Origin of the sequence: Pseudogemmobacter sonorensis, from assembly GCF_042762395.1 — a bacterium.
GTDB classification, from domain to species: domain Bacteria; phylum Pseudomonadota; class Alphaproteobacteria; order Rhodobacterales; family Rhodobacteraceae; genus Pseudogemmobacter; species Pseudogemmobacter sonorensis.
The window spans coordinates 125,051-146,014 of the sequence record NZ_JBEFZE010000006.1 but is presented as its reverse complement, the minus strand read 5'-3'; the positions used below and the strand labels follow the sequence as shown (position 1 = coordinate 146,014).

Here is a 20,964-nt window from a genome sequence, read left to right as displayed (position 1 = left end):
GGCCCCCCTACCCCATCGCGTGACGATGGCCCGCCGAATAGGCCCCGGTCACGAAATGCTCGATCTGGCGCTCGATATCGCCCAGCAAGCTGGAGGCGCCGAAGCGGAAAAGGTCGGGTTGAAGCCAGTCCTGGCCCAACTCGTCCTTCATCAGCGAAAGCCAGACCAGCGCGTCCTTGGCCTTCGAGATCCCGCCCGCGGGCTTGAACCCCACCTTGAACCCAGTGCGCGCCTCATAGTCGCGGATCGCCCGGACCATGGTCAGCCCGACCGGCAGCGTCGCGTTCACCGGTTCTTTCCCGGTCGAGGTCTTGATGAAATCCGCCCCCGCCATCATGCACACAAGGCTGGCCTTGCGGATATTGCCCAGGGTCTGCAACTCGCCGGTGGCCAGGATCGCCTTCATATGCGCGGCGCCGCAGGCCGCGCGCATCTCGCGCGTTTCCTGGTAGAGCGCCTGCCAGTCGCCCGTCAGCACATGACGGCGAGAGATCACGATGTCGATCTCGGCCGCCCCGGCCTTCACGCTGGCCTCGATCTCGGCCAACCGCAGCGCCCAGGGCGAAAGGCCCGCCGGAAAGCCGGTGGAAACGGCGGCGACCGGGATGCCCGAGCCTTCCAGCGCGCGCAGGGCGGGTTCGATCATGTCGTGATAGACGCAGACCGCGCCGGCGGTCAGCCCCGCCATGCCGACGGCCTCCAGCAGATCCGCCCGCAGCGGAGCGCGCGCCTTGGCGCAAAGCCGGGCCACCCGCGCGGACGTGTCGTCGCCCGAAAGCGTGGTCAGGTCGATCAGGCTGACCGCCTTCAGCAGCCAGGCCGCCTGATGCGCTCCCTTGACCGAGCGGCGCCCGGGCAGGCTTTCCACCCGCCGCTCGACGGCGGAGCGGTTGACCGCCGCGCCCGCCACCCAGTCGAGATCCAGCGCCATGCCCGGGTTCCTCGGATGGCCATGCGCGGGCCCGGGCGGCGGCAAGAGCGCGGATCCGGGCCGGACGGCGGGGGGCCGTCCCGGTGGCTGGGGGACCTCCTGGCGGGCCTCGTCGGCTGAATGCATGTCGCCCTCCCTTGCAGGTCGTGCCGGAACGCTCTCGCCTGCGGCCACGGGCCCGAAGATGCCACGGCCGGGCGCGGGGTTGCAAGGCGGGGCCTTCACCCCTGCGGGGTCGAGGCCTTGCGCTGACGCTCGCGCCGGATGCCGAGCTGACGCTCGCGCCAGATGATCAGAAGCCCGGCCAAGATCACGATCGAGGCCCCGCCCAGCATGGTCCAGGTCGGCGCCTCGGCAAAGACGAACCAGCCGATCGCCAAGGCGAACAGCATCGAGGCATAGTCGAATGGCGCCACCACCGAGGCATCGGCCTCGCGGTAGCTCGATGTCAGGAAGATCTGCGCCACGCCCCCGACAAGCCCAGCGCCAACCAGCAGCGCGAATTCGACCGGCGTCGGCCGGACCCAGCCCAGCGGGATGGTGAACAGCGACAGCACCGTCGCGGTCAGCGAGAAATAGAACACGATAGCGGGGGTCTTCTCGGTCGCGGTCAGCTTGCGCACGAAGACATAGGCCAGCGCCGAGCAGACCGAGCCGCCCAGGACCAGCATCGCGCCGAAAGCCTCGGCCTGGCCCGCCTCGCCGCCGCGCAGCACCGAAAGCCGGGGCCAGAGCACGATCAGCACCCCCACCAGCCCCAGAAGCACCGTCATGGCGCGGAAGGCGCGCACCTTCTCGCCCAGAAGAAACGCGGCGAAGGCCACGGTCAGCAGCGGCGTCGCATAGCCGATGGCGGTCACTTCGGGAAAGGGCAGGAAGGCCAGCCCGGAAAACATCAGCCCCATCGCCACCGTGCCGGCCAGCCCGCGCCAGACATGGCCCATGGGGTTCGCGGTACGGAAACCGCCCGCCAGTTCGCGGCGGTAGGCCATCCACAGGATGATCACCGGAATGGCGAAGAAGGACCGGAAGAACACCGCCTGCCAGCCCGGCACATGATCTGCGGTGGCCTTGATCATTGCCGACATCGCGGTGAAGATCAGGACGGCCGTGAGTTTGTAGCAGATTCCGCGCAGCGGGCGCATGATAAAGGTCCTTCAGCCTGCTCGGGGCACGCGCCCCGAGATCAACCACCAAGCGCGCCCGGGCGCAATCCCCTTTGGGCGCTGTGTGTGAGGGGGCTGGATGACCGGGCGGGGCCGGGCGTCGTCCGGCGGCAAGACGGTATGGAACGTAAGGAGAGACGGTATGGCGGTTGCGCTCGGGGATCTGATCGACCAGGGCCGGGGCCTCGTCCCCGCCGATATCGTGCTCAGGGGCGCGCGGGTCTTCGACCTGGTCACCGGCGATCTGGTCGAGACCGACGTGGCCATCGCGGGCGACACCATCGTCGGCACTTTCGGCCGCTACCGGGGTCGGCAGGAGATCGACCTGCAGGGCAAGGTGCTGGTGCCGGGATTCATCGACACCCATCTGCATATCGAAAGCTCGCTGGTCACGCCCTTCGAGTTCGACCGCTGCGTCGGCCCCCATGGCGTCACCACCGCGATCTGCGACCCCCATGAGATCGCCAATGTCTGCGGCCTGCCCGGCATCCGCTATTTCCTGGAGGCGGCGGCCCATACGCTGATGGACATCCGCGTCCAGCTTTCGTCCTGCGTGCCCTCGACCCATATGGAGACGGCGGGCGCGCGGCTGGAGGCGGAAGACCTCATCCCGCTGATGGACCATCCCAAGGTGATCGGGCTGGCGGAATTCATGAATTTCCCGGGCGTGCTGATGAAGGACCCCGGCTGCCTGGCAAAGCTCGAGGCCTTCCGCACGCGCCATATCGACGGCCATGCGCCACTCTTGCGCGGGCTGGACCTGAACGGCTACATCAGCGCGGGCATCCGCACCGAGCATGAGGCGACCAGCGCCGAAGAGGGGCTGGAAAAGCTGCGCAAGGGCATGCGGGTCCTGATCCGCGAGGGCTCGGTCTCGAAGGACCTGCATGCGCTGGCGCCCTTGCTGACCGAGCGGCATTCGCCCTGGCTGTGCCTTTGCACCGACGACCGCAATCCGCTCGACATCGCCGAACACGGCCATCTCGACTACATGATCCGCACCGCGATCGCGCTTGGCGCGCCGCCGCTGGCGGTCTATCGCGCCGCCTCGCTTTCAGCGGCCGAGGCCTTCGGGCTGAAGGACCGCGGGTTGATCGCCCCCGGGAAACGCGCCGATATCGCGGTGATCGACGGGCTGGAAAGCTGCCGGGTGGAGCGGGTCTTCGCGGGCGGGGTGGAGCTGACCGACCGGGCCTTTGCCGCGCGCGGCAACGTGGAGCCGGTCGCGCGCCGCTCGGTCAGGGCGCCACGCGTCGCCGCCTCGGATTTCCGCACCGCCGGAAACCGCAGCCAGACCCCGGTGATCGGCATCCTGCCCGGCAAGATCATCACCGAGCACCTGAGCTTCGACATCCCGCCCGAGGGCGGCGACAAACGCCCCGACCTGGCGCGCGACCTGGTGAAGATCGCGGTGATCGAGCGCCACGGCAAGAACGGCAACCGCGCCACCGGCTTCGTCAAGGGCTTCGGGCTGAAGCGCGGCGCCATCGCCTCGACCGTCTGCCACGATCATCACAATATCGTCACCGTCGGCGCCGATTACGACGACATGGCACTGGCCGCGAATCGTCTGGCCGAGATCGAGGGCGGTTTCGTCGTGGCCGAGGGGGGGCGCATCCTGGCCGAACTCGCGCTGCCGGTGGCGGGACTGATGAGCCTCGATCCCTTCGAACAGGTGCGCGAAGACCTGGTGGCGTTGCGCGCCGCCGCCCGCGCGCTCGGGGTCACGCTGGAAGAGCCGTTCCTGCAACTGGCCTTCCTCGCGCTGCCGGTGATCCCGCATCTGAAGATCACCGACCACGGGCTGGTCGATGTGGACCGTTTCGAGGTGATCCCGTGAAGGCGGTGATCTGGCACAATCCCGGCTGCGGCACCTCGCGCAGCGCGCTCGCCGCCCTGCGCGCGGCCGGATATGCGCCCGAAGTGGTCGAATATCTGAAAACCGGCTGGGATCCGGCCGGGTTGCGCGCGCTTCTGTCGGATGCGGGCCTGACGCCGCGCCAGGCGCTGCGGCTGCGGGGCACGCCTGCCGAAGCCCTCGGCCTGACCGCACCGGAGACGAGCGACGAAGCCCTGCTTCTTGCCATGGTGGCGCATCCGGTCCTGGTCGAGCGGCCGTTCGTGCGGATCGGGGACAGGGCCGCGCTCTGCCGCCCCATCGAGCGGTTGCGCGACCTTCTGGACGCCGCTGCGGCCTGAACGCGCGGAACGGGCCGCGCCTTGTCGGCCGCGCAACCCGGCCACAGGGTCGCAAATAGGCAATCACGCCTCTGGCCTTGTCCCGGCCCCGGCGCTAGAACCCCCCCGGCGACAGCAGGAGGCTTTCATGTCCGACGCGATCCGGCCGCAGCCCGGCATTCTCGACATCGCCCTTTACCAGGGCGGCAAGAGCCATGTCGCGGGCGTGGCCAATGCGGTGAAGCTTTCGTCGAACGAGAACCCGTTCGGCGCGTCCGACCGTGCCAAGGAGGCGTTCCAGCGCGCGGTGCATTCGCTCAACCGCTATCCCTCGACCGATCACGCCGCGCTGCGCCAGGCCATCGCCGAGGTCCACGGCCTTGACGCCGAGCGGGTGATCTGCGGCGTCGGCTCGGACGAGATCCTGCAATTCCTTGCCCAGGCCTATGCCGGGCCGCGCGACGAGGTGGTGTTCACAGAACACGGCTTCCTCATGTATCGCCTGCTTGCCCATGCCGTCGGCGCCACCCCGGTCCAGGTGCCCGAGCGCGAGCGGGTGACCGATGTCGACGCCATCCTGCGCGCCTGCAACACCCGCACCAGGCTGGTGTTCATCGCCAATCCCAACAACCCCACCGGCACGATGATCTCGCCCGCCGAGGTCGCGCGCCTGGCCGACGGCCTGCCGCGCCAGGCGCTTCTGGTGCTCGACGGCGCCTATGCCGAATATGTCGAGGATTTCGACGCGGGCCTCGCGCTGATCGAAAGCCGCACGAATGTCGTGATGACGCGGACGTTTTCGAAGATCTACGGCCTTGGCGGGCTGCGGATCGGCTGGGGCTACGGGCCGCAGGCGATCATCGAGGTGCTGAACCGCATCCGCCAGCCCTTCAACCTGTCGACCGCGCAGCTTGAGGCTGCCGAGGCCGCCGTGCGCGATCAGGACTGGGTGGTGAAATGCCGCCACGACAACGCGCGCATGCGCAACTGGCTGGCCGGGGCGCTGGCCGAATCCGGCGTGCCCTCGGACGTGTCCTCGGGGAATTTCATCCTCGCGCGCTTTGCCAGCGCCGACGAGGCGGGGGCCTGCGACGAATTCCTTCAGGCCCAGGGGCTGATCGTGCGCCGCGTGGCCAGCTACAACCTGCCCCATTGCCTGCGCATCACCATCGGGGACGAGGCCGGCTGCCGCCGCATCGCCCATGCGGTCGCGCAGTTCAAGGGAACGCGGTGAGCGCGGCGCCTTCCCCGGCCGCCCCCGTCTACGACCGGGTGGCGCTGATCGGGCTGGGGCTGATCGCGGGCTCGATGGCGCATGCCATGCGCGCCCACGGCCTTGCGGGCGAGATCGTCGGCCATGCCCGCTCGGCCGAGACGCGCGCCGTGGCGCAAGAGCTGTTCTGCGACCGGGTGACCGAGACCGCCGCCGAAGCCGTGCGCGGCGCCGATCTGGTGGTGCTTTGCGTGCCGGTGGGCGCCATGGCCGGGGTCGCGGCCGAAATCGGCCCGCATCTGGCCCCGGGGGCGACGGTCAGCGATGTCGGCTCGGTCAAGCAGGCGGTGATCGCGGCGGTCGGGCCGCATCTGCCGCAAGGCGTGCATTTCATCCCCGGCCATCCGCTGGCGGGCACCGAATATTCCGGCCCGCGCGCCGGTTTCGCCACGCTGTTCGAGAACCGCTGGTGGCTGCTCACCCCCGAGGACGGGACCGACCCCGCCGCCGTCGCGCGGCTGCGGCGCCTTCTGGAAGCCATGGGTGCCAATGTCGACGAGATGGAGGCGAAGCGGCACGATCTCGTCCTTGCCGTGGTCTCGCATGCGCCGCACCTGATCGCCTATACGATGGTGGGCGTGGCCGACCACCTGCGCCGGGTGACCCAGGAAGAGGTGATCAAATATTCCGCCTCGGGCTTTCGCGATTTCACCCGGATCGCGGCTTCGGACGCGACGATGTGGCGCGACGTCTTCCTGACCAACAAGGAAGCGGTGCTCGACATCCTCGGCCGCTTCACCGAAGAGCTGTTCATGCTGCAACGCGCCATCCGCATGGAGGATGGTGAGCAGCTTCACGCCTATTTCACCCGCACCCGACAAATCCGTCGTGGCATCATCGAGGCCGGTCAGGATACCTCTGTCCCCAACTTCGGTCGCACGACCGGGGCAAAGGGGGAATGACGGGCCCCGGCGCGCCGCATGCGGCCCGGGTTCGGATGAAGCCTGTCGGATAAGGCTTGCGGGACGGGACGGGTCGGAACATGGCTGGACAGGACGGCACCGCGAAAGGCGGGGACGAGGCGGCACGGATCAGGACGGATCGCGGCCCGGGAATGATCCGCACCCTGGCCGCGCTGCTTCTGCTGGGGGCGGCACCGCTCTGGACCTCTCCGGCGGGTGCCGAGACGATGGAGCGTTCGCCCATCCCGCCCGCCGCGCCCGGCCGGACCGCCGCCGCTCCCGCCCGCCCTGAGGAACCCGCGCGCCCTGAGCCCCTCACGCGCAGCGCGAGCGAGACGGCCGACGCGCCCTTCGCCTTCGCCATGGCGGCGGCGCCTGCCCCGCCAGCCGCCGCCCGGCCGCTTGGCGAGGCGCCCCTCGGCGAGGCACCCGGCGCGGACCGCATCACCAGATCAAGCTCCAATATCCCCGCCGCGCGCGAGGAACCTCTGGATCAGGCTGCTTCGGGGCTGCCCCTGGCCGACCTGCCGCCGAGGATCCCGGTCGAGATGCTGCCCGCCAGCTTCGCCGAGGCCGAGGCCCTGGCCCGCGCCACGCCCCCCGCGCCCGAGGTGACCCTGGCCGCGATGCCCGCCGCGGCCCCCGCCATCGCGCCCGCGCCCATGCCCCCGGCGGCGGAAGAGGCGGCGAAGGCCGCCGCCACCGCCGTCCCGGCCGAGGCGCCCGCCCCCGAGGGCCCCGAAGCGACACAAACCGCCGAGACCGTCCCGACCGCCCCGGTGCTGCGCCCCAGGCTCCGCCCGCCCGAGGTCGAGGCCCGGGCCAGGACGCTGGCCGCCGAGCGCGAAGCCGCCGAAGCGGCGGCGAAAGAAGCCCAGGTGGCCGAAGCCGAGGCGGCCAGGGCCGCCACCATCGCCGCCAGCCTGCGACCGCGCGCGCGCCCCGAAAAGGTGGTGAAAGCCGCCGCCCGGACCGCAACCGCCGCACCCGCTCCCGCACCCAAGGCAGACCCCGCGCCCAAGGGGGGCAAGCAGGCCAAGGCGCCGGTCTCGGCCAAGGGCTCGGTCTGCGGCGTGGCCGCGATCAAGGGCGAGACCATCGCCCCCATCACCAGCAAGGTGGCGGGCTGCGGCCTGAAGGAAGGGGTCAGGGTCACCTCGGTCTCGGGCGTCCGGCTTTCGATGCCCGCCACCATCGACTGCGCCACCGCCAAGGCGCTCAACACCTGGGTCGAGGGCGTGCTGCAGCCCGCCTATGGCGGCCAGGTGACCGAGTTGAAGATCGCGGGCCATTACGTCTGCCGCACCCGCAACCACAAGGCGGGCGCGAAGGTCAGCGAACATGGCCGGGGCAAGGCCATCGACATCTCGGGCATCACGCTTGCCAGCGGCAAGACCCAATCGGTGTTGAAGAACTACGACGTCACCATGCGCAAGGCCCACAAGGGCGCCTGCGGGATCTTCGGCACCACGCTCGGCCCCGGATCGGACGGCTATCACGAGGATCACCTGCATTTCGACACCGCAAGCCATCGCAGCGGGTCCTACTGCCGCTGAAGGCGCCCCGTCCGGAGGGGCCGGGGCCGTCCTGCCCGGGACGGATCCGGGCGCGACCCGTCGCCAAAGCGCCTTCGGTCAGGGCCCGGCCCATCCGGGGGAAGCGTCAGCCGGGGCCGCCCGGTCAGGGCGCCGTCAGCCTGGGGGCGGGGCCGAGGGGCAGGAAACCGAAGCGGATCCAGCCCTCTTCCAGCACCAAAGGCAGCACCAGCGTCTCGGGGCTTTCGCCCGCCTCTGCGGCCGCGCGCAAGGCCGATCCCACGGTCGGGCCCAGATCCTCGCGCAACAGCCCCGATGCGACCAGCAGCGCGGGCAGGCGGTCCCATCCCCGCGCGCTCAGTTCGACCCGCCCGCTGGCATAGCCTGCGGCATCCGGGCCGATCTCGCCGCGCGCGCTGACCGACAGGGCGCCCCAGTCGAAACCCAGGTCGCGCAGGCTGATGCCGATCAGGCGCGGGCGGCTTTCGCCCGCATGACGGTCGAGCGGGGCCGAAAGGACCAGCCGCGCATCGGCGCGCAACGTCTCGACCTGCGCCGGCAGGTCGGCGACGGGCCAGCCCGGCACCGCCGCGCGCGACAGCAATGCGGTCAGGGCCGGATCAGGCACCAGCCCGGTGACACGCAGCCCGAGGTCGTAGCTCGCAGGCCCCTCCGCCGCCCTGAGCGCGAGCGCGAGATCGTCGAGCGAGACATGCCATCCCCCCCCATCCGCCTGCGCCCCACCCGGCTGCGTCAGGGCCAGCCCGACCGCCCGGCCCGCCAGCCGCGCCTCGGCCAGGGGCAGCGCGGATCCGGGACGGACCCGCAGGCTTGCCATCAGCCCCGAACCGCTGAGCGTCAGCCCCCCCTCCAGCAGAAGGATTTGCTGGCGCTCGGGGAGGGCGGCGATCACATGCCAAGGCTTCCAGGTCATCGCGAAGACCTGCACGAAGGGCGCGCGATAGCCGATGCCGGTTTCGGGATCGCGTAACTCGACCCCCTCGGCGGTCAGGTCGAAACGGTTGGGCCAGCCCCGGACCGAAAGCCCGCCCGAGACCGTGACCCGGCCCCGGGCCTCGGGGCTTTCCAGGAAACCCTCGGCCACATGCTCGATCGCCAGCTTGCCCGCAAGCCAGTATCCGCTCCACAGCAGCAGCAAGATTGCCGCGAATGACAGAAGTCCGCGCATGACGCCCCCTTTTCCCCGACCGTCCGGCAGTGTTTACAGGGCGGAAGAAGGGAGAACCAGCCGTGCAACATCCCCCGCTCTGGGTCTTTGGCTATGGATCGCTGATCTGGAACCCCGGTTTCGAGGTGGCCGAGCGGCGCCTTGCCCGCGCCAGCGGCTGGCGGCGCAGCTTCTGCATGCGCTCGATCCACCATCGCGGGACCGAGGCCGTGCCGGGGCTTGTCCTCGCGCTCGACCGTGCGGGGGGGCAGGCCTATTGCGACGGTGTCGCCTTCCGCGTCGCGCCGGGGACCGAGGCCGAGACGCTGGCCGGGCTGCGCGAGCGCGAACTGATCTCTTCGGCCTATCTCGAAGTCACCATGGCGCTGGAGAGCAAGGCCGGTCGGCTGGACGCCCTGGCCTATGTGATCGACCCCGACCATGAGCAATATTGCGGCGGGCTGGCGCTGGAGGATCAGGCCCGGATCATCGCCGGGGCCAGCGGCGGGCGCGGCCCGAACCGCGATTACCTGTGGTCGACCAATGCCCATCTGCACGAGCTCGGCATCGCCGATCCCGAACTCGACTGGCTGTCGTCGCGGGTGCGCGAACTGATCAAGGACGGTGACCAGGCCCGGACCGGCGGCTGACGGCGCCCCCTGCGAACACGGCGGCCCCTGCGCACAAGGGGGTCAGAACCACTGCCCCGGCTCCATCAGGCCCAGGTCCATCAACTGCTGGCTGTGCCAGGCGAAGGGCACCGAATTGTGCCAGTGGAAGCTCTTGATGTCGTAGCGGCTGCCGGGATTGGCGCGCAAGGCCTTTGCGGTGCGGAAGGAACAGACCGCAGCGGTGATGTTGTTGTGCCAGGGGCAGGCATAGGTGTTCATCTCCTCGTCCGAGAAGGTGAAATCCGACGAGAGCCGCAGCCCCCGCCGGGCCCGGAAGATCGACACCCGGTCGATCTTCCGCCGGGTCCAGGGCACATGCTCTTCGAACCGCCAGCGCAGGCCGCCGAAGAAATCCAGTTGGCGCTCCTTGGGGGCCCAGTCCCGCTCGGCATCCTTGCGCGCCAGCGCGTAATAGCCCGACCGGTCGAGATGCGCCTCTTCCAGCGAGACGGCATTGCCGTGCCGCTCCAGGTCCGGGGCATAGAGGTCGATCACATAGGTCAGCAGCGCCTCGCGCCGCTCCTCGGCATGAAAGGCGATCAGGTCGCGGAAGTTCCGGGTCTCGCAGAACGGGAAGAACAGATATTCGGCGTTGTAGCAGTAGAAGATCCAGGCCCCGGGGACGGCCTCGTTCACCATGTTCACCGCCCGGCTGAGCGCGTCGTCGGCGAAGACGTCGTGGTCGATCCGCTCGACCTGGGCCTCGACGCCGGGGTCGAGCGCGATCTCGGGCGGGGCGAGCAGCAGCAGATGGCGAAAGCCCGCGGCAAGATGGTGCCGCAGGGTCGAGGCGACCTCCACCTCGTCCTCGGCCATCACCAGCGCGACCGGGCCGGGGACCAGCGCCCCGGCATGGCGCGAGAGATATCCCCAAAGGCTGTCGTGGCGCATCGTCTTCTCTCCGGCTCGGCCTCGCGCCTGCCGCCGAACGGGGCCGGGGGCGCGCGGGCCCGCGCAGAATCCCGCAGCCGCACGCCGGTGGCAAGGGGGATCGTGCCCCACCCGCCCGCGCGCCCCCGCCGACATTGCCCCCCGACATTGCCCCCTGCGGCCCGCCGGTGTAAAAGCCGGGGGCTCAGGAGGCCCAGATGCCCGATACCGACGCCGATCAAGCCCGGACCCCGACCGAGACCCGACCGCCCCTTCTTTCCGGCCGTCCCCTGGCCGGACCCGGCGGCGCCGCGCCCAAAAAGCTGTTCATCAAGACCTATGGCTGCCAGATGAACGTCTATGACAGCGAGCGCATGGCCGAGGCCATGGGCGCCGAGGGCTATGTCACGACCGAGGTGCTGGAAGAGGCCGACATGGTGCTTCTGAACACCTGCCATATCCGGGAAAAAGCCTCGGAAAAGCTGTATTCCGACCTGGGACGGCTGAAACCGCTGAAGCTTGAACGGCCCGACCTCAAGGTCGGCGTGGCGGGCTGCGTGGCGCAGGCCGAGGGCGACGAAATCCTGCGGCGGATGCCGCTGGTCGATCTGGTGGTGGGGCCGCAGGCCTATCACCGCCTGCCCGCCATGGCGCGCGCCAATGGGCGCGTCGTCGATACCGACTTCCCACCCGAGGACAAGTTCGACCACCTGCCCGAGCGCAAGGCCTATCGCGGCCCGACCGCCTTTCTGACCGTGCAGGAAGGCTGCGACAAGTTCTGCGCCTTCTGCGTCGTGCCCTATACGCGGGGCGCCGAGGTCTCGCGCCCCGCCGCCCGCCTCTTGCGCGAGGCGCACGGCCTGGTCGAGCGCGGCGTGCGCGAGATCACGCTGCTGGGCCAGAACGTGAATGCCTATCACGGCGCGGGCGAAGGCGGGGACTGGACGCTCGGCCGGTTGATCCGCGAACTGGCCGCGATCGACGGGCTCGACCGGATACGCTACACCACCAGCCATCCCAACGACATGGACGACGACCTCATCGCCGCCCATGGCGAGGTGGCCAAGCTGATGCCCTATCTGCATCTGCCGGTGCAATCGGGCTCGGACCGGATCCTGAAGGGAATGAACCGCAAGCACACCGCCGAGGCCTATCTGCGGCTGATCGAGCGGATACGCGCCGCCCGGCCCGACATCCTGCTGACCTCGGATTTCATCGTCGGCTTCCCCGGCGAGACCGATGCCGATTTCGAGGCCACGATGGATCTGATCCGGGCGGTGGGCTACGGCGCGGCGTTCTCCTTCAAATATTCCGCCCGCCCCGGCACCCCCGCCGCCGAGAAGCCCGCCGTCGAGGCCGCGGTCGCCGATGCGCGGCTGCAGGCGCTGCAGGGCCTGCTCCTCGATCAGCAGCGCGCAGCGCAGCGCGCCATGGTCGGGCAGGAGGTCAGCGTGCTTTACGAAAAGCCCGGCCGCCTCCCGGGCCAGATGGTCGGCAAGTCGCAGCATCTCATGGCGGTCCATGTCGAGGATGCCACCGGCCGGGTCGGGGAACTGATCCGCGCCCGCGTCACCGCCGCGGCGCCCAACTCATTGGCGGCCGTGAGGATTTCGTCCTGAGCGCATCCGGCGCCGCCATTGTTGCCCCAGGTTGCACAATACCCGGTTATCCACAGGATATTGTGGATGAATGAAGGGGCAGCGCCACATAAATGCCCGAAACTGCGCAGAATCCCCTTTACTTGAGCGGTTTTCACCGTCAATCCTGCCCCTGCTGTCACAAGAATTTGTTGGGGGGCTCTGGCTGTGAACCGGTTTTCACGCGCAGTGCGTATGATGGTAGGGGCGGCGGCCCTTGCTGCGGGTATGTCCGCGGCATCCGGGGCACAGGCCCAGGAAGTCGTGGGCGTGATTGAATGGGGCGTGTGGATCGACGCGGATGGCTGCATGCACTGGTGGGCCGATGGCGGCCTTGAAGGTTACATGGTGCCGCGCCGCGACCCGAAGACCGGCAAGCCGGTCTGCCTGCGCCAGAACCTTTGCCTGACCGAGAATACGGACACGCTCTTTGCCACCGACAGCGCCAAGCTGACGGCATCGGGCCGCAAGCGGCTTGAGGATTTCTTCCGCTCGGCCGGCGCCTTCGGCTATGCGATCTACGGCCATACCGACAGCCGCGCCTCGGATGAATACAACATGCGCCTGTCCGAGCGCCGGGCCAAGGCCGTCGGCGATGTCGCCCGCTCGGTCGGCGCCTCGGTCGAGCGCCAGATCGGCTATGGCGAGCGCAACCCGATCGCCTCGAACGCGACCTCCGCCGGAATGGCGAAGAACCGCCGCGTCGAAATCGTCTGCTACCGGTGGTGAATGACATGGCAATGATGATGAAATTCACGGGGTTGATGCTTGCCGCCGGGCTGCTTGCGGGCTGCGGCGAAGGGTTCGAGGGCACCAGCCGCTATCACGGACCCGATTCGGTGATCGCCACCGGCCTCGACAAGGGCCGCGACTCGGGCGTGCTGCTCAATGGCCGCGCCGCCATCGCCTATGATCCCGACGGGTGCCAGAACTGGATCATGGACGATGGCCTGGAAGGCTATTCGACCCCGCGCTACGATCCGGTCTCGGGCCTGCCGGTCTGCAACAATCTCTATCCGCCGGGCACGGTCATCCACGATTACCAGACCGGAACCGAGGGCATTCGCGACCGCATTTCGGGCCCCGGGCGCAAGACCGTCGTCGTCAAGCGCTGACCCCGAAACCCGGAGTTTTCCGAAGGGCCACGGTTCCGCCGTGGCCCTTTTCTTTCGCGCGATCCCGGCCCCGTCCCTTGCCCCGAAGCCCGCCACGCCCCATTTGCCGTGAAAGCGGGCGTTTTTCGTCACATCTGCCTTACGTCGATGCGCAAGATATAGTGGCACGGAGGAAAATGCTTGCCAGATCACGATGACCGCCGCAGCATTACCTTGAGGCCCTTGGCACGAAGCAGAAGGAGACCCTGATTGGGCATCAGCGCGCTGACCCCCCCGACCAAGCCCGAGGATATCGTCGAGACGCTCCTCGAATTTCCCGACAACCGGCTTCTGATCGAACTTTGCGGCGAATTCGACCGCAATCTCGCGCAGATCGAACACCAGTTGGGGGTGCATGTGCTCAGACGGGGCAACCGTCTTGCGGTGGTGGGCGAGAAAGGCGCGCGGGAACAGGCGGCGGCCGTGCTGCGCTCGCTTTACGCCCGGATCGAATCCGGCCGCAACATCGGCCCCGGCGATGTGGACGGCGCGCTGCGGATGGGCCGCCCCACCGGCTCGGGCCCCGAGGGCGAGCAGATCGAGCTTTTCTCGCCAGGGATGGAGCTGCGGACCCGCAAGAAGCCGATCGAACCCCGGACCGAGGCGCAGAAGGCCTATGTCGCCAACCTGTTCCAGCATGAGCTTGGCTTCGGCATCGGGCCTGCGGGCACCGGCAAGACCTATCTGGCGGTGGCGGTCGGGGTGACCATGTTCATCTCGGGCGCGGTCGAGAAGATCGTCCTGTCGCGCCCGGCGGTCGAGGCCGGGGAACGGCTGGGCTTCCTTCCCGGCGACATGAAGGAAAAGGTCGATCCCTATATGCAGCCGCTCTACGATGCGCTGAACGATTTCCTGCCCGCCAAGCAGGTCGAGAAGCTGATCGCCGAGAAGCGGATCGAGATCGCGCCCCTGGCCTTCATGCGCGGGCGGACGCTCTCGAACGCCTTCGTCGTGCTGGACGAGGCGCAGAACGCCACCTCGATGCAGATGAAGATGTTCCTGACCCGGTTGGGCGAGGGGTCGCGCATGGTGATCACCGGGGACCGCACCCAGGTCGACCTGCCGCGCGGCACCGCCTCGGGCCTGGCCGAGGCCGAGCGGATCCTAAAGGGCGTCAAGGGGGCGAGCTTCAACTACTTCACCGCCAAGGATGTCGTGCGCCACCCGATGGTCGCGCGGATCATCGAGGCCTATGAGGCCGACGAAGCCCAGGGCTGAGGGACAGCAAAGGATTGGCAGGCCCGCCCGGACGACAGGCGGAAACAGGCGCAGGACCAGCGGCCCCGGGGCGATCTCCGGGGCCGTTTCCTTGGTTAAAGGCCGTTCTGGCTCAAAGCCGGTCGGGCAGCGCGAGGCCCTTGAGGATGTCCTCGGCCCGCATCGGGCGCTTGCCCTCGCGCTGCGCCTCGGTGATTTCGACCGCGCCCGCACCGCAGGCGATGGTGAAGCCCGACAGAACCTGCCCCGGCGCGCCCTGCCCCGGCACCGGCCTCGCGCGCAGAAGCTTGACCCGCTCGGCCCCCGCCATCGTCCAGGCGCCCGGAAAGGGCGAAAGGCCCCGGATCAGCCGCGCGACCTCATCGGCCGGACGGCGCCAGTCCACCCGCGCCTCGGCCTTGTTGATCTTGGCGGCATAGGTCACGCCGACCTCGGGCTGCGGCACGGGCTCCAGATCGGGCAGGCGCGCCAGCGCCTCGACGATCGCTTCCGCCCCCATCGCGCTCAGCCGGTCATGCAACTCGGCGGTGGTCTCCTCGGGCCCGATCGGCGTCGGCGCCCGCAACAGCACCGGGCCGGTGTCCAGCCCGGCCTCCATCTGCATGATGCAGACGCCGGTCTCCGCATCCCCCGCCATGATCGCGCGATGGATCGGCGCCGCGCCGCGCCAGCGCGGCAGCAGAGAGGCATGGATGTTCAGGCAACCAAGGCGCGGCGCCGCCAGAACCGCGGGCGGCAGGATCAGCCCATAGGCCACCACCACCGCCACATCGGCGCCAAGTGCCGCGAATTCCGCCTGATCCGCCGGATCGCGCAGCCGCAGGGGCGTGCGGACCGGCAGGCCAAGCGCCTCGGCCCGGGCATGAACCGGCGTCTTGCGCAGATCCTTGCCGCGCCCCGCCGGGCGGGGGGGCTGGGAATAGACGCAGACCACCTCATGCCGGGCATGAAGCGCCTCAAGCACCGGGACCGAGAACTCCGGCGTGCCCATGAAAACCACCTTCATCCGCGCTTCCTTTGCTTTTCGGCCTTTGCCAGCAGCATCCGGCGCTTGAGGGGCGAGAGCCGGTCGAAATACATCCGCCCCGCCAGATGGTCGATCTGGTGCTGGACGCTGGTGGCCCAGAGGCCGACGAAATCGCGCGCCTCGACCTCGCCCGCCGCGTTCAGGAACCGCACCGTCACCGCGCGCGGGCGCGAGACCGGGGCCGAGACCCCGGGCAGATTGGGCGAGGCCTCTTCATGCACGCGCGGCTGCACGCTTTCATGCAGTACCTCGGGGTTGGCCATCAGCACCGCCTGCCCGCGCTCTTCCGAGCAATCGACCACGGCAAGGCGCAGCGGCACGCCGATCTGCACGGCGGCCAGGCCATAGCCCGGCATCGCCTCCATCGTATCGACCATGTCGCGCCAGATCGCACGGATATCGTCGGTGATGGCCGCGACATCGCCCGCGGGGGTCCTGAGCATCGGATGCGGGTATTGCAGGCAGGGGCGCGGGCTCATGCCGTCATGCCTTGGGTGATTTCGGCCTCGGCGCGGGCGCGGGCGTCGGGCGAAAGGCGGTCCAGCGTCAGGATACCGTCCAGATGGTCGTATTCATGCTGGGCGCAGATCGCCTCCATCCCGGTCAGGACCCGCTCCTGCACCACGCCCTCCAGATCCAGCCAGCGCACCCGCACCTCGGCCGCGCGTTCGATCATCGTGGTCGGGCCGGGAAGGGAGAGGCAGCCCTCGGGCCCCGGGACGCGGCGGTCCGAGGCCCACAGGATCTGCGGGTTCACCATGACCACGGGCGCGGGCGCGCCCTCTTTCCATCCGGTGTCCATCACGAAAAGCCGCAGCAGATGCCCGGTCTGCGGCGCGGCAAGGCCCCGGCCCGGCGCGTCATACATCGTCTCCAGCAGGTCGGCGGCAAGGCGGCGCAGATCCTCGGACAGCACCGCCTCGGCGCAGGGGGTGGAGAGACGCGGGTCGGGCCAGCGCAGGATCGGCAGGATCATCGTCGGGGCCTTTGCGGTTTGGGGGGCCGAGGTTTTTTTCGGGGGCCGAACAGATCAGAACATCGGAACGGAAAGGGGGATAGGACGAAAGGGCGGAAAAGTCATCTCTCCAATCCGGGACCGCGCAAGATTCGCGCACCCGGGGGATGCAAAGCCGCGCGCCGCATCCTATGTTCCCCCTGCCAGCCCAGGACCCCGGGGATGCGGCGGCGCCCCCGCTACGCTCCCCTCGGATGCCGCCCTTCGGGGTCGAAGCCAGCTTGCGCCATCACGGATCGGAACGCGGATCAGGCCTGACGCGCGCGCTCGCGTTTCAGCTTTTCCATCTTGCGGGTGATCATCTGGCGCTTCATCAGCCCCAGATGGTCGATGAACAGCCTGCCGTCGAGGTGGTCCATCTCATGCTGGACGCAGGTGGCCCAGAGGCCCTCGAACTCGCGTTCCTGCAGCGCGCCGTCCAGATCGGTCCATTCGACCCGCACCAGCGCCGGGCGCTTCACCTCGGCATATTGGTCGGGGATCGACAGACAGCCCTCTTCATAGCTGGACAGATCCTCCGAGGCCCAGATCAAGCGCGGGTTGATCAGCACCATCGGCTCGGGCGTGCCCTCCTTGACGCAATCCATCACCAGAAGGCGTTTCGTCACGCCGACCTGTGGCGCGGCCAGCCCGACGCCCGGCGCGTCATACATGGTCTCAAGCATGTCCTCGGCCAGCGCGCGCAATTCGGGCGTGACCTCGGCGACGGGATCGCAGACCTTTTTCAGACGGGGGTCGGGATGGATGAGGATGGGGCGGATCATATCCCGGATTTACGGATTGACCGGCCCCGGTGCAAGGGGCCCGGGCCCGCGCAGGCGCCCGATGCGATGGCCGGGTTGCGGCACCGAACAATCGAAACCGGGCCGATTGAAACCAAGCGGGGTTGCCGCTAGTCAGGAAGGCAGCGCCCGGCCCCGCGACCGGCACGCCCGCGCGCCCACCCACACCGCAGGACACCCGCCCCAGATGAGCTTCGACACCCCTATCGACCGCATCGGCACCCATTGCGTCAAATGGGACATGATGGAAAGCCTTTACGGCCTGCCCGCCGACGAGGGCCTTGCGATGTGGGTGGCCGACATGGATTTCGCCCCGCCCGCCAGCGTGCAGCGCACGGTGGAGCGCATGGCCTCGCACGGGGTCTATGGCTATTTCGGCGACGACCGGGATTACCTTTCCTCGATCCAGTGGTGGATGGAGACCCGCCACGGCTGGCGGATCGAGCCCGAGCAGATCCTGACCACCCATGGGCTTGTGAACGGCACCGGGCTGGTGGTGGACACGTTCACCGCCCCGGGCGAGGGCGTGGTCCTGATGACGCCGGTCTATCACGCTTTCGCCCGCACCATCCGCGCCGCCGGGCGCGAGGTGGTGGAATGCCCGCTCAAGCTGGTGGCAGGCCGGTATGAGATGGATTTCGACGCCTGGGACGCGCGGATCGCCGCCTTTCCCGGCCGGGTGCGGATGATGGTCTTTTGCTCGCCCCACAACCCGGGCGGCCGGGTCTGGACCGGCGCGGAGCTGCGCGGCGTCGCGGATTTCTGCCAGCGCCACGACCTGATCCTGGTATCGGACGAGATCCATCACGATCTGGTCTTCCCAGGCCAGCGTCATACCGTCATGGCCAATGCCGCGCCCGGGATCGCCGGGCGGCTGGTGATGATGACCGCCACCACCAAGACCTTCAACATCGCCGGCTGCCACACCGGCAATGTGATCATCCCCGACCCCGATCTGCGCCAGCGGTTCTCGGCGCGGCTGATGGCGCTCGGGATTTCGCCCAATGCCTTCGGGATGAACATGGTCCCCGCCGCCTATTCGCCCGAGGGCGCGGAATGGGTCGACGGGCTGATGGCCTATCTCGACGGCAACCGTCGCCTGTTCGACGACGGGATCGCGGCGATCCCGGGCCTGCGCTCGATGTCGCTTGAGGCGACCTATCTCGCCTGGGTCGATTTCTCGGGGACCGGGATGGAGGGCCCCGAGGCCATCCGCCGGGTCGAGAAAGCGGCGAAGATCGCCACCAACCACGGCGCGGCCTTCGGCACCGGGGGCGAATCCTTCCTGCGCTTCAACATCGCCACGCCGCGCGCGCGGGTGGCCGAGGCGGTGGAGCGGCTGCAGCGCGCCTTCGCGGATCTGCAATAGCGGGATTCGCAGGGGCAGCGGGCCGCGCCCTCACATCCGCGGCAGGCGGATCCTCGGCTCATCCTCGCCGTGCCAGTAGTCCAGCGCGGCGCGGTCGACCACGGGGGTCGCGCGCTTGAAGATGCAGGTCAATTCATCGCCCTCGATCTCGGAGGCGATGATGAGGCACTGGAAGATATGGCGCGGCCCGTCGAAAAGATCGACAAGGCCACGCAGCGCGCGCGGGCTGACATCGGCGCGCAGGGCGAATCCATTCTCCCAGTAGCGCAACACCGGAAAGACCACGCCGCCCAGTTCGATATGCAGCCGGGAATGGCGCCTGAGCGCACGTTTGCGGGCGGCCTCGAATCCGTCGCGCAATTCCTTGGGCAGATATTCCAGCATGGCGGGCTCCTCTGCCTCAGTCTGCCCCAAGGCGTTTCAAAATCAAGAGGGCGTTTCAGAATCAGGCCCTCCGAGCATGAACCGGATCCGGTTTCCGTTTCATGAAAGTCGCGCCCGATCCGGCACGGATTGCCGCGCGGCCCCCGCTGGTCTAGCCTGACGCGCATGTCCGCCCCCGCCTGCCCCGCCCCATTATATCTCATCGGCCTGCCGAAGGGTTCCCGCTGATGTGGGGGGTGGTCGCGACGGTCAAGGCGCCGGTCGAAAAGGTGCTGGCCTTCGTCGCCCATCACCTGTCGCTTGGCGCGGGCCATGTCTGGATCTATTTCGACGACCCCGAGGATCCGGCGCATGAGGCCGTGAAGCGGCTGCCCAAAGTCACCGCGACCCGCTGCGACGCCGCCTGGTGGCAGGCCCGTGGCGCGCGGCCCGAGCGGCACCAGAACCGCCAGGTGAAGAACGCCCGCCAGGCCTATCTGGCCTGCCGCCTGCCCTGGATCGCGCATCTGGACTGCGACGAATTCCTGGCGCCGCTCCGGCCGGTGGATGAGATCCTTGCCGAAATTCCGCCCGAACAGATCATGGTCCGGGCCGAACCGCATGAGGCCGTGCACGACCCCGCGCTCCCGGACGAGATCTTCACCGCCCGGCTGTTTCGCGCCGCGCTGAAAGGGGGCCACGCGCCGCTGCTGTCCCAGGTGATCGGCGGATATGCCGATGTGCTGCCCAACGGGCTGATGTCGCATCATGTCGGCAAGGCCTTCTTTCGCACCGGAATCAAGGCGCTGTCGCCGCGCCTGCACGGCGCTTTCGTGAACGGCACCCGCCTGCCCGGACCGCCCTTCCATCCCGATCTTCGGCTCTTGCATTTCCACGCCCAGGACCGCGCGGCATGGCAGGCGGCCCTGCCCTACCGGCTGACGCGCGGCGCCTATCAATACGCGCCTGCGCTGCAATCCTTCCTGATGGCGGCAACGCCCGGGCAAGTGGACGATTTCTACAGAAAGACGCAGATGCTGAACGCGGATCAGGAACGAATGCTGCGCAGCGCGAACCGGCTGGCCGAGGCCGACCTGCGGCTGCGCGACAAGGTCGCGGCGCTGCCCGGAGGGGCCGGGACATGAGCCCCGGCATGGTCTCGATGGCCGAGTTGATGGCCGCGCTGCCGCATATCCTCGCCGCGCCGAAAGAGCGCAGCATCCTGCGCCAGCTCACCTTCCGCCCCGGCTACAACCAGCGCCGCCACCCCGAGCGCCTGACGCTGACCCGCGCCGAAGGCATCCCGGGCGAACGGTGGCTGACCGCCCCCTGGTTGCGGCTGGCGAATGGCGCGCCCGATCCGTCGATCCAGGTCTCGATCCTGCCCGCGCGGGTGCATGATCTGGTGCGGCGCCATCCCGAACAGCCCCATCCGGGCGATACGATCATTGCCGATCTGGACATGTCGCTCGCCAATCTGCCCGAGGGCAGCATCCTTCAGGTCGGTGGCGCGCGGCTGCGGGCTTCGGGCGTGTTCAACGAAGGCTGCGTGAAATGGAAAGCCCGCTACGGTGCCGACGCCCGGGCCTGGATCGAACGGCCGGGCCACCCGGAACTGCGTCTGCGCGGCATCCTTTGCGCCATCACCGCCGATGGCGAGGTCAGGACCGGCGATCCGATCACCGTCGTCTCGCGGGGCTGAGGA

Annotated in this window: 22 protein-coding genes; 13 read left to right on the top strand and 9 right to left on the bottom strand. The window is 68.9% G+C overall.

Annotation, left to right across the window (positions count from 1 at the left end; all coding sequences use genetic code 11):
- Positions 1–7: 7 nt before the first annotated feature.
- Together deoC and ABNX41_RS07095 are read right to left on the bottom strand one after the other, a co-directional pair.
- Positions 8–976: a deoxyribose-phosphate aldolase gene (deoC, locus tag ABNX41_RS07100; protein ID WP_438669079.1), complete on the bottom strand. Its 969-nt coding sequence runs from the start codon at positions 974–976 to the stop codon at positions 8–10.
- Between the two features lie 176 nt (positions 977–1,152).
- Positions 1,153–2,076 carry a DMT family transporter gene (locus ABNX41_RS07095; protein WP_438669021.1) on the bottom strand — a complete coding sequence of 308 codons (924 nt, stop codon included), beginning with the start codon at positions 2,074–2,076 and terminating at the stop codon, positions 1,153–1,155.
- Between the two features lie 163 nt (positions 2,077–2,239).
- Here ABNX41_RS07095 and ade point away from each other — a divergent pair, with 163 nt between their 5' ends.
- From ade to ABNX41_RS07070, 5 genes are all read left to right on the top strand, one after another.
- A complete protein-coding gene (gene ade / locus ABNX41_RS07090; RefSeq protein ID WP_438669020.1) occupies positions 2,240–3,937 on the top strand; it encodes an adenine deaminase in 1,698 nt (565 codons plus the stop codon).
- A complete protein-coding gene (gene arsC, locus ABNX41_RS07085) occupies positions 3,934–4,296 on the top strand; it encodes an arsenate reductase (glutaredoxin) (protein ID WP_438669019.1) in 363 nt (120 codons plus the stop codon). The genes ade and arsC overlap by 4 nt, the downstream gene beginning before the upstream one ends.
- 127 nt (positions 4,297–4,423) lie before the next feature.
- A complete protein-coding gene (gene hisC, locus ABNX41_RS07080; protein WP_438669018.1) occupies positions 4,424–5,509 on the top strand; it encodes a histidinol-phosphate transaminase in 1,086 nt (361 codons plus the stop codon).
- Complete coding sequence (locus ABNX41_RS07075; RefSeq protein ID WP_438669017.1) at positions 5,506–6,450, top strand: prephenate/arogenate dehydrogenase family protein; 945 nt, start codon at positions 5,506–5,508, stop codon at positions 6,448–6,450. Before hisC ends, ABNX41_RS07075 begins: the two co-directional genes overlap by 4 nt.
- A gap of 80 nt (positions 6,451–6,530) precedes the next feature.
- The gene (locus ABNX41_RS07070) at positions 6,531–8,006 is read left to right on the top strand and encodes an extensin-like domain-containing protein (RefSeq protein WP_438669016.1); all 1,476 of its coding nucleotides are present in this window, start codon (positions 6,531–6,533) and stop codon (positions 8,004–8,006) included.
- A 124-nt stretch (positions 8,007–8,130) separates the two neighbouring features.
- Here the strand turns inward: ABNX41_RS07070 and ABNX41_RS07065 are convergent, their stop codons facing one another.
- Positions 8,131–9,174: a DUF2125 domain-containing protein gene (locus tag ABNX41_RS07065; protein WP_438669015.1), complete on the bottom strand. Its 1,044-nt coding sequence runs from the start codon at positions 9,172–9,174 to the stop codon at positions 8,131–8,133.
- Positions 9,175–9,236: 62 nt separating this feature from the next.
- Between ABNX41_RS07065 and ABNX41_RS07060 the strand changes: the two genes are divergently transcribed.
- Entirely contained in the window at positions 9,237–9,803 is a 567-nt protein-coding gene (locus tag ABNX41_RS07060; protein WP_438669014.1) for a gamma-glutamylcyclotransferase, read from the top strand.
- A 42-nt stretch (positions 9,804–9,845) separates the two neighbouring features.
- On the opposite strand, the gene ABNX41_RS07055 is transcribed toward ABNX41_RS07060, so the two are convergent.
- Positions 9,846–10,715, bottom strand: coding sequence for a glycosyltransferase family protein (locus ABNX41_RS07055; RefSeq protein WP_438669013.1), 870 nt, complete (start codon positions 10,713–10,715; stop codon positions 9,846–9,848).
- Between the two features lie 197 nt (positions 10,716–10,912).
- On the opposite strand from ABNX41_RS07055, the gene miaB reads away from it, so the two are divergent.
- The 4 genes from miaB to ABNX41_RS07035 all read left to right on the top strand — a co-directional run bounded on the left by miaB (position 10,913) and on the right by ABNX41_RS07035 (position 14,703).
- Positions 10,913–12,313 (top strand): tRNA (N6-isopentenyl adenosine(37)-C2)-methylthiotransferase MiaB, encoded by a 1,401-nt coding sequence (gene miaB, locus ABNX41_RS07050; RefSeq protein ID WP_438669012.1) that lies wholly within the window; start codon positions 10,913–10,915, stop codon positions 12,311–12,313.
- A gap of 282 nt (positions 12,314–12,595) precedes the next feature.
- A complete protein-coding gene (locus ABNX41_RS07045; RefSeq protein ID WP_438669011.1) occupies positions 12,596–13,060 on the top strand; it encodes an OmpA family protein in 465 nt (154 codons plus the stop codon).
- Between the two features lie 11 nt (positions 13,061–13,071).
- On the top strand, positions 13,072–13,446 hold the full coding sequence (locus tag ABNX41_RS07040) for a hypothetical protein (protein ID WP_438669010.1): 375 nt from the start codon (positions 13,072–13,074) through the stop codon (positions 13,444–13,446).
- A gap of 249 nt (positions 13,447–13,695) precedes the next feature.
- Positions 13,696–14,703, top strand: coding sequence for a PhoH family protein (locus ABNX41_RS07035; protein ID WP_438669009.1), 1,008 nt, complete (start codon positions 13,696–13,698; stop codon positions 14,701–14,703).
- A gap of 112 nt (positions 14,704–14,815) precedes the next feature.
- Here the strand turns inward: ABNX41_RS07035 and fmt are convergent, their stop codons facing one another.
- The 4 genes from fmt to def (ABNX41_RS07015) all read right to left on the bottom strand — a co-directional run bounded on the left by fmt (position 14,816) and on the right by def (ABNX41_RS07015) (position 17,509).
- Positions 14,816–15,709 carry a methionyl-tRNA formyltransferase gene (gene fmt / locus ABNX41_RS07030; protein WP_438669008.1) on the bottom strand — a complete coding sequence of 298 codons (894 nt, stop codon included), beginning with the start codon at positions 15,707–15,709 and terminating at the stop codon, positions 14,816–14,818.
- Positions 15,706–16,209, bottom strand: a complete 504-nt coding sequence (gene def, locus ABNX41_RS07025; RefSeq protein WP_438669007.1) for a peptide deformylase — start codon at positions 16,207–16,209, stop codon at positions 15,706–15,708. The genes fmt and def (ABNX41_RS07025) overlap by 4 nt, the downstream gene beginning before the upstream one ends.
- Entirely contained in the window at positions 16,206–16,706 is a 501-nt protein-coding gene (gene def / locus ABNX41_RS07020) for a peptide deformylase (RefSeq protein WP_438669006.1), read from the bottom strand. The genes def (ABNX41_RS07025) and def (ABNX41_RS07020) overlap by 4 nt, the downstream gene beginning before the upstream one ends.
- 287 nt (positions 16,707–16,993) lie before the next feature.
- The gene (gene def, locus ABNX41_RS07015; RefSeq protein WP_438669005.1) at positions 16,994–17,509 is read right to left on the bottom strand and encodes a peptide deformylase; all 516 of its coding nucleotides are present in this window, start codon (positions 17,507–17,509) and stop codon (positions 16,994–16,996) included.
- Between the two features lie 205 nt (positions 17,510–17,714).
- On the opposite strand from def (ABNX41_RS07015), the gene ABNX41_RS07010 reads away from it, so the two are divergent.
- The gene (locus ABNX41_RS07010) at positions 17,715–18,896 is read left to right on the top strand and encodes a MalY/PatB family protein (RefSeq protein WP_438669004.1); all 1,182 of its coding nucleotides are present in this window, start codon (positions 17,715–17,717) and stop codon (positions 18,894–18,896) included.
- Positions 18,897–18,926: 30 nt separating this feature from the next.
- Here the strand turns inward: ABNX41_RS07010 and ABNX41_RS07005 are convergent, their stop codons facing one another.
- Complete coding sequence (locus ABNX41_RS07005) at positions 18,927–19,280, bottom strand: hypothetical protein (RefSeq protein ID WP_438669003.1); 354 nt, start codon at positions 19,278–19,280, stop codon at positions 18,927–18,929.
- A gap of 227 nt (positions 19,281–19,507) precedes the next feature.
- Between ABNX41_RS07005 and ABNX41_RS07000 the strand changes: the two genes are divergently transcribed.
- A complete protein-coding gene (locus ABNX41_RS07000; RefSeq protein ID WP_438669002.1) occupies positions 19,508–20,404 on the top strand; it encodes a glycosyltransferase family 2 protein in 897 nt (298 codons plus the stop codon).
- The gene (locus ABNX41_RS06995) at positions 20,401–20,961 is read left to right on the top strand and encodes a hypothetical protein (RefSeq protein WP_438669001.1); all 561 of its coding nucleotides are present in this window, start codon (positions 20,401–20,403) and stop codon (positions 20,959–20,961) included. The genes ABNX41_RS07000 and ABNX41_RS06995 overlap by 4 nt, the downstream gene beginning before the upstream one ends.
- Positions 20,962–20,964: the final 3 nt, after the last annotated feature.

Excerpts from the sequence above, each read along its gene's own strand:
- ABNX41_RS07040 (WP_438669010.1), top strand. The coding sequence starts at position 13,072 with ATGATGATGAAATTCACGGGGTTGATGCTTGCCGCCGGGCTGCTTGCG.
- ABNX41_RS07095 (WP_438669021.1), bottom strand. The coding sequence starts at position 2,076 with ATGCGCCCGCTGCGCGGAATCTGCTACAAACTCACGGCCGTCCTGATC.
- fmt (WP_438669008.1), bottom strand. The coding sequence starts at position 15,709 with ATGAAGGTGGTTTTCATGGGCACGCCGGAGTTCTCGGTCCCGGTGCTT.
- ABNX41_RS07055 (WP_438669013.1), bottom strand. The coding sequence starts at position 10,715 with ATGCGCCACGACAGCCTTTGGGGATATCTCTCGCGCCATGCCGGGGCG.
- def (WP_438669006.1), bottom strand. The coding sequence starts at position 16,706 with ATGATCCTGCCGATCCTGCGCTGGCCCGACCCGCGTCTCTCCACCCCC.
- def (WP_438669007.1), bottom strand. The coding sequence starts at position 16,209 with ATGAGCCCGCGCCCCTGCCTGCAATACCCGCATCCGATGCTCAGGACC.
- ABNX41_RS07010 (WP_438669004.1), top strand. The coding sequence starts at position 17,715 with ATGAGCTTCGACACCCCTATCGACCGCATCGGCACCCATTGCGTCAAA.
- hisC (WP_438669018.1), top strand. The coding sequence starts at position 4,424 with ATGTCCGACGCGATCCGGCCGCAGCCCGGCATTCTCGACATCGCCCTT.
- ABNX41_RS07000 (WP_438669002.1), top strand. The coding sequence starts at position 19,508 with ATGTGGGGGGTGGTCGCGACGGTCAAGGCGCCGGTCGAAAAGGTGCTG.
- ABNX41_RS07005 (WP_438669003.1), bottom strand. The coding sequence starts at position 19,280 with ATGCTGGAATATCTGCCCAAGGAATTGCGCGACGGATTCGAGGCCGCC.
- def (WP_438669005.1), bottom strand. The coding sequence starts at position 17,509 with ATGATCCGCCCCATCCTCATCCATCCCGACCCCCGTCTGAAAAAGGTC.
- ABNX41_RS06995 (WP_438669001.1), top strand. The coding sequence starts at position 20,401 with ATGAGCCCCGGCATGGTCTCGATGGCCGAGTTGATGGCCGCGCTGCCG.
- miaB (WP_438669012.1), top strand. The coding sequence starts at position 10,913 with ATGCCCGATACCGACGCCGATCAAGCCCGGACCCCGACCGAGACCCGA.
- ade (WP_438669020.1), top strand. The coding sequence starts at position 2,240 with ATGGCGGTTGCGCTCGGGGATCTGATCGACCAGGGCCGGGGCCTCGTC.
- ABNX41_RS07065 (WP_438669015.1), bottom strand. The coding sequence starts at position 9,174 with ATGCGCGGACTTCTGTCATTCGCGGCAATCTTGCTGCTGCTGTGGAGC.
- ABNX41_RS07070 (WP_438669016.1), top strand. The coding sequence starts at position 6,531 with ATGGCTGGACAGGACGGCACCGCGAAAGGCGGGGACGAGGCGGCACGG.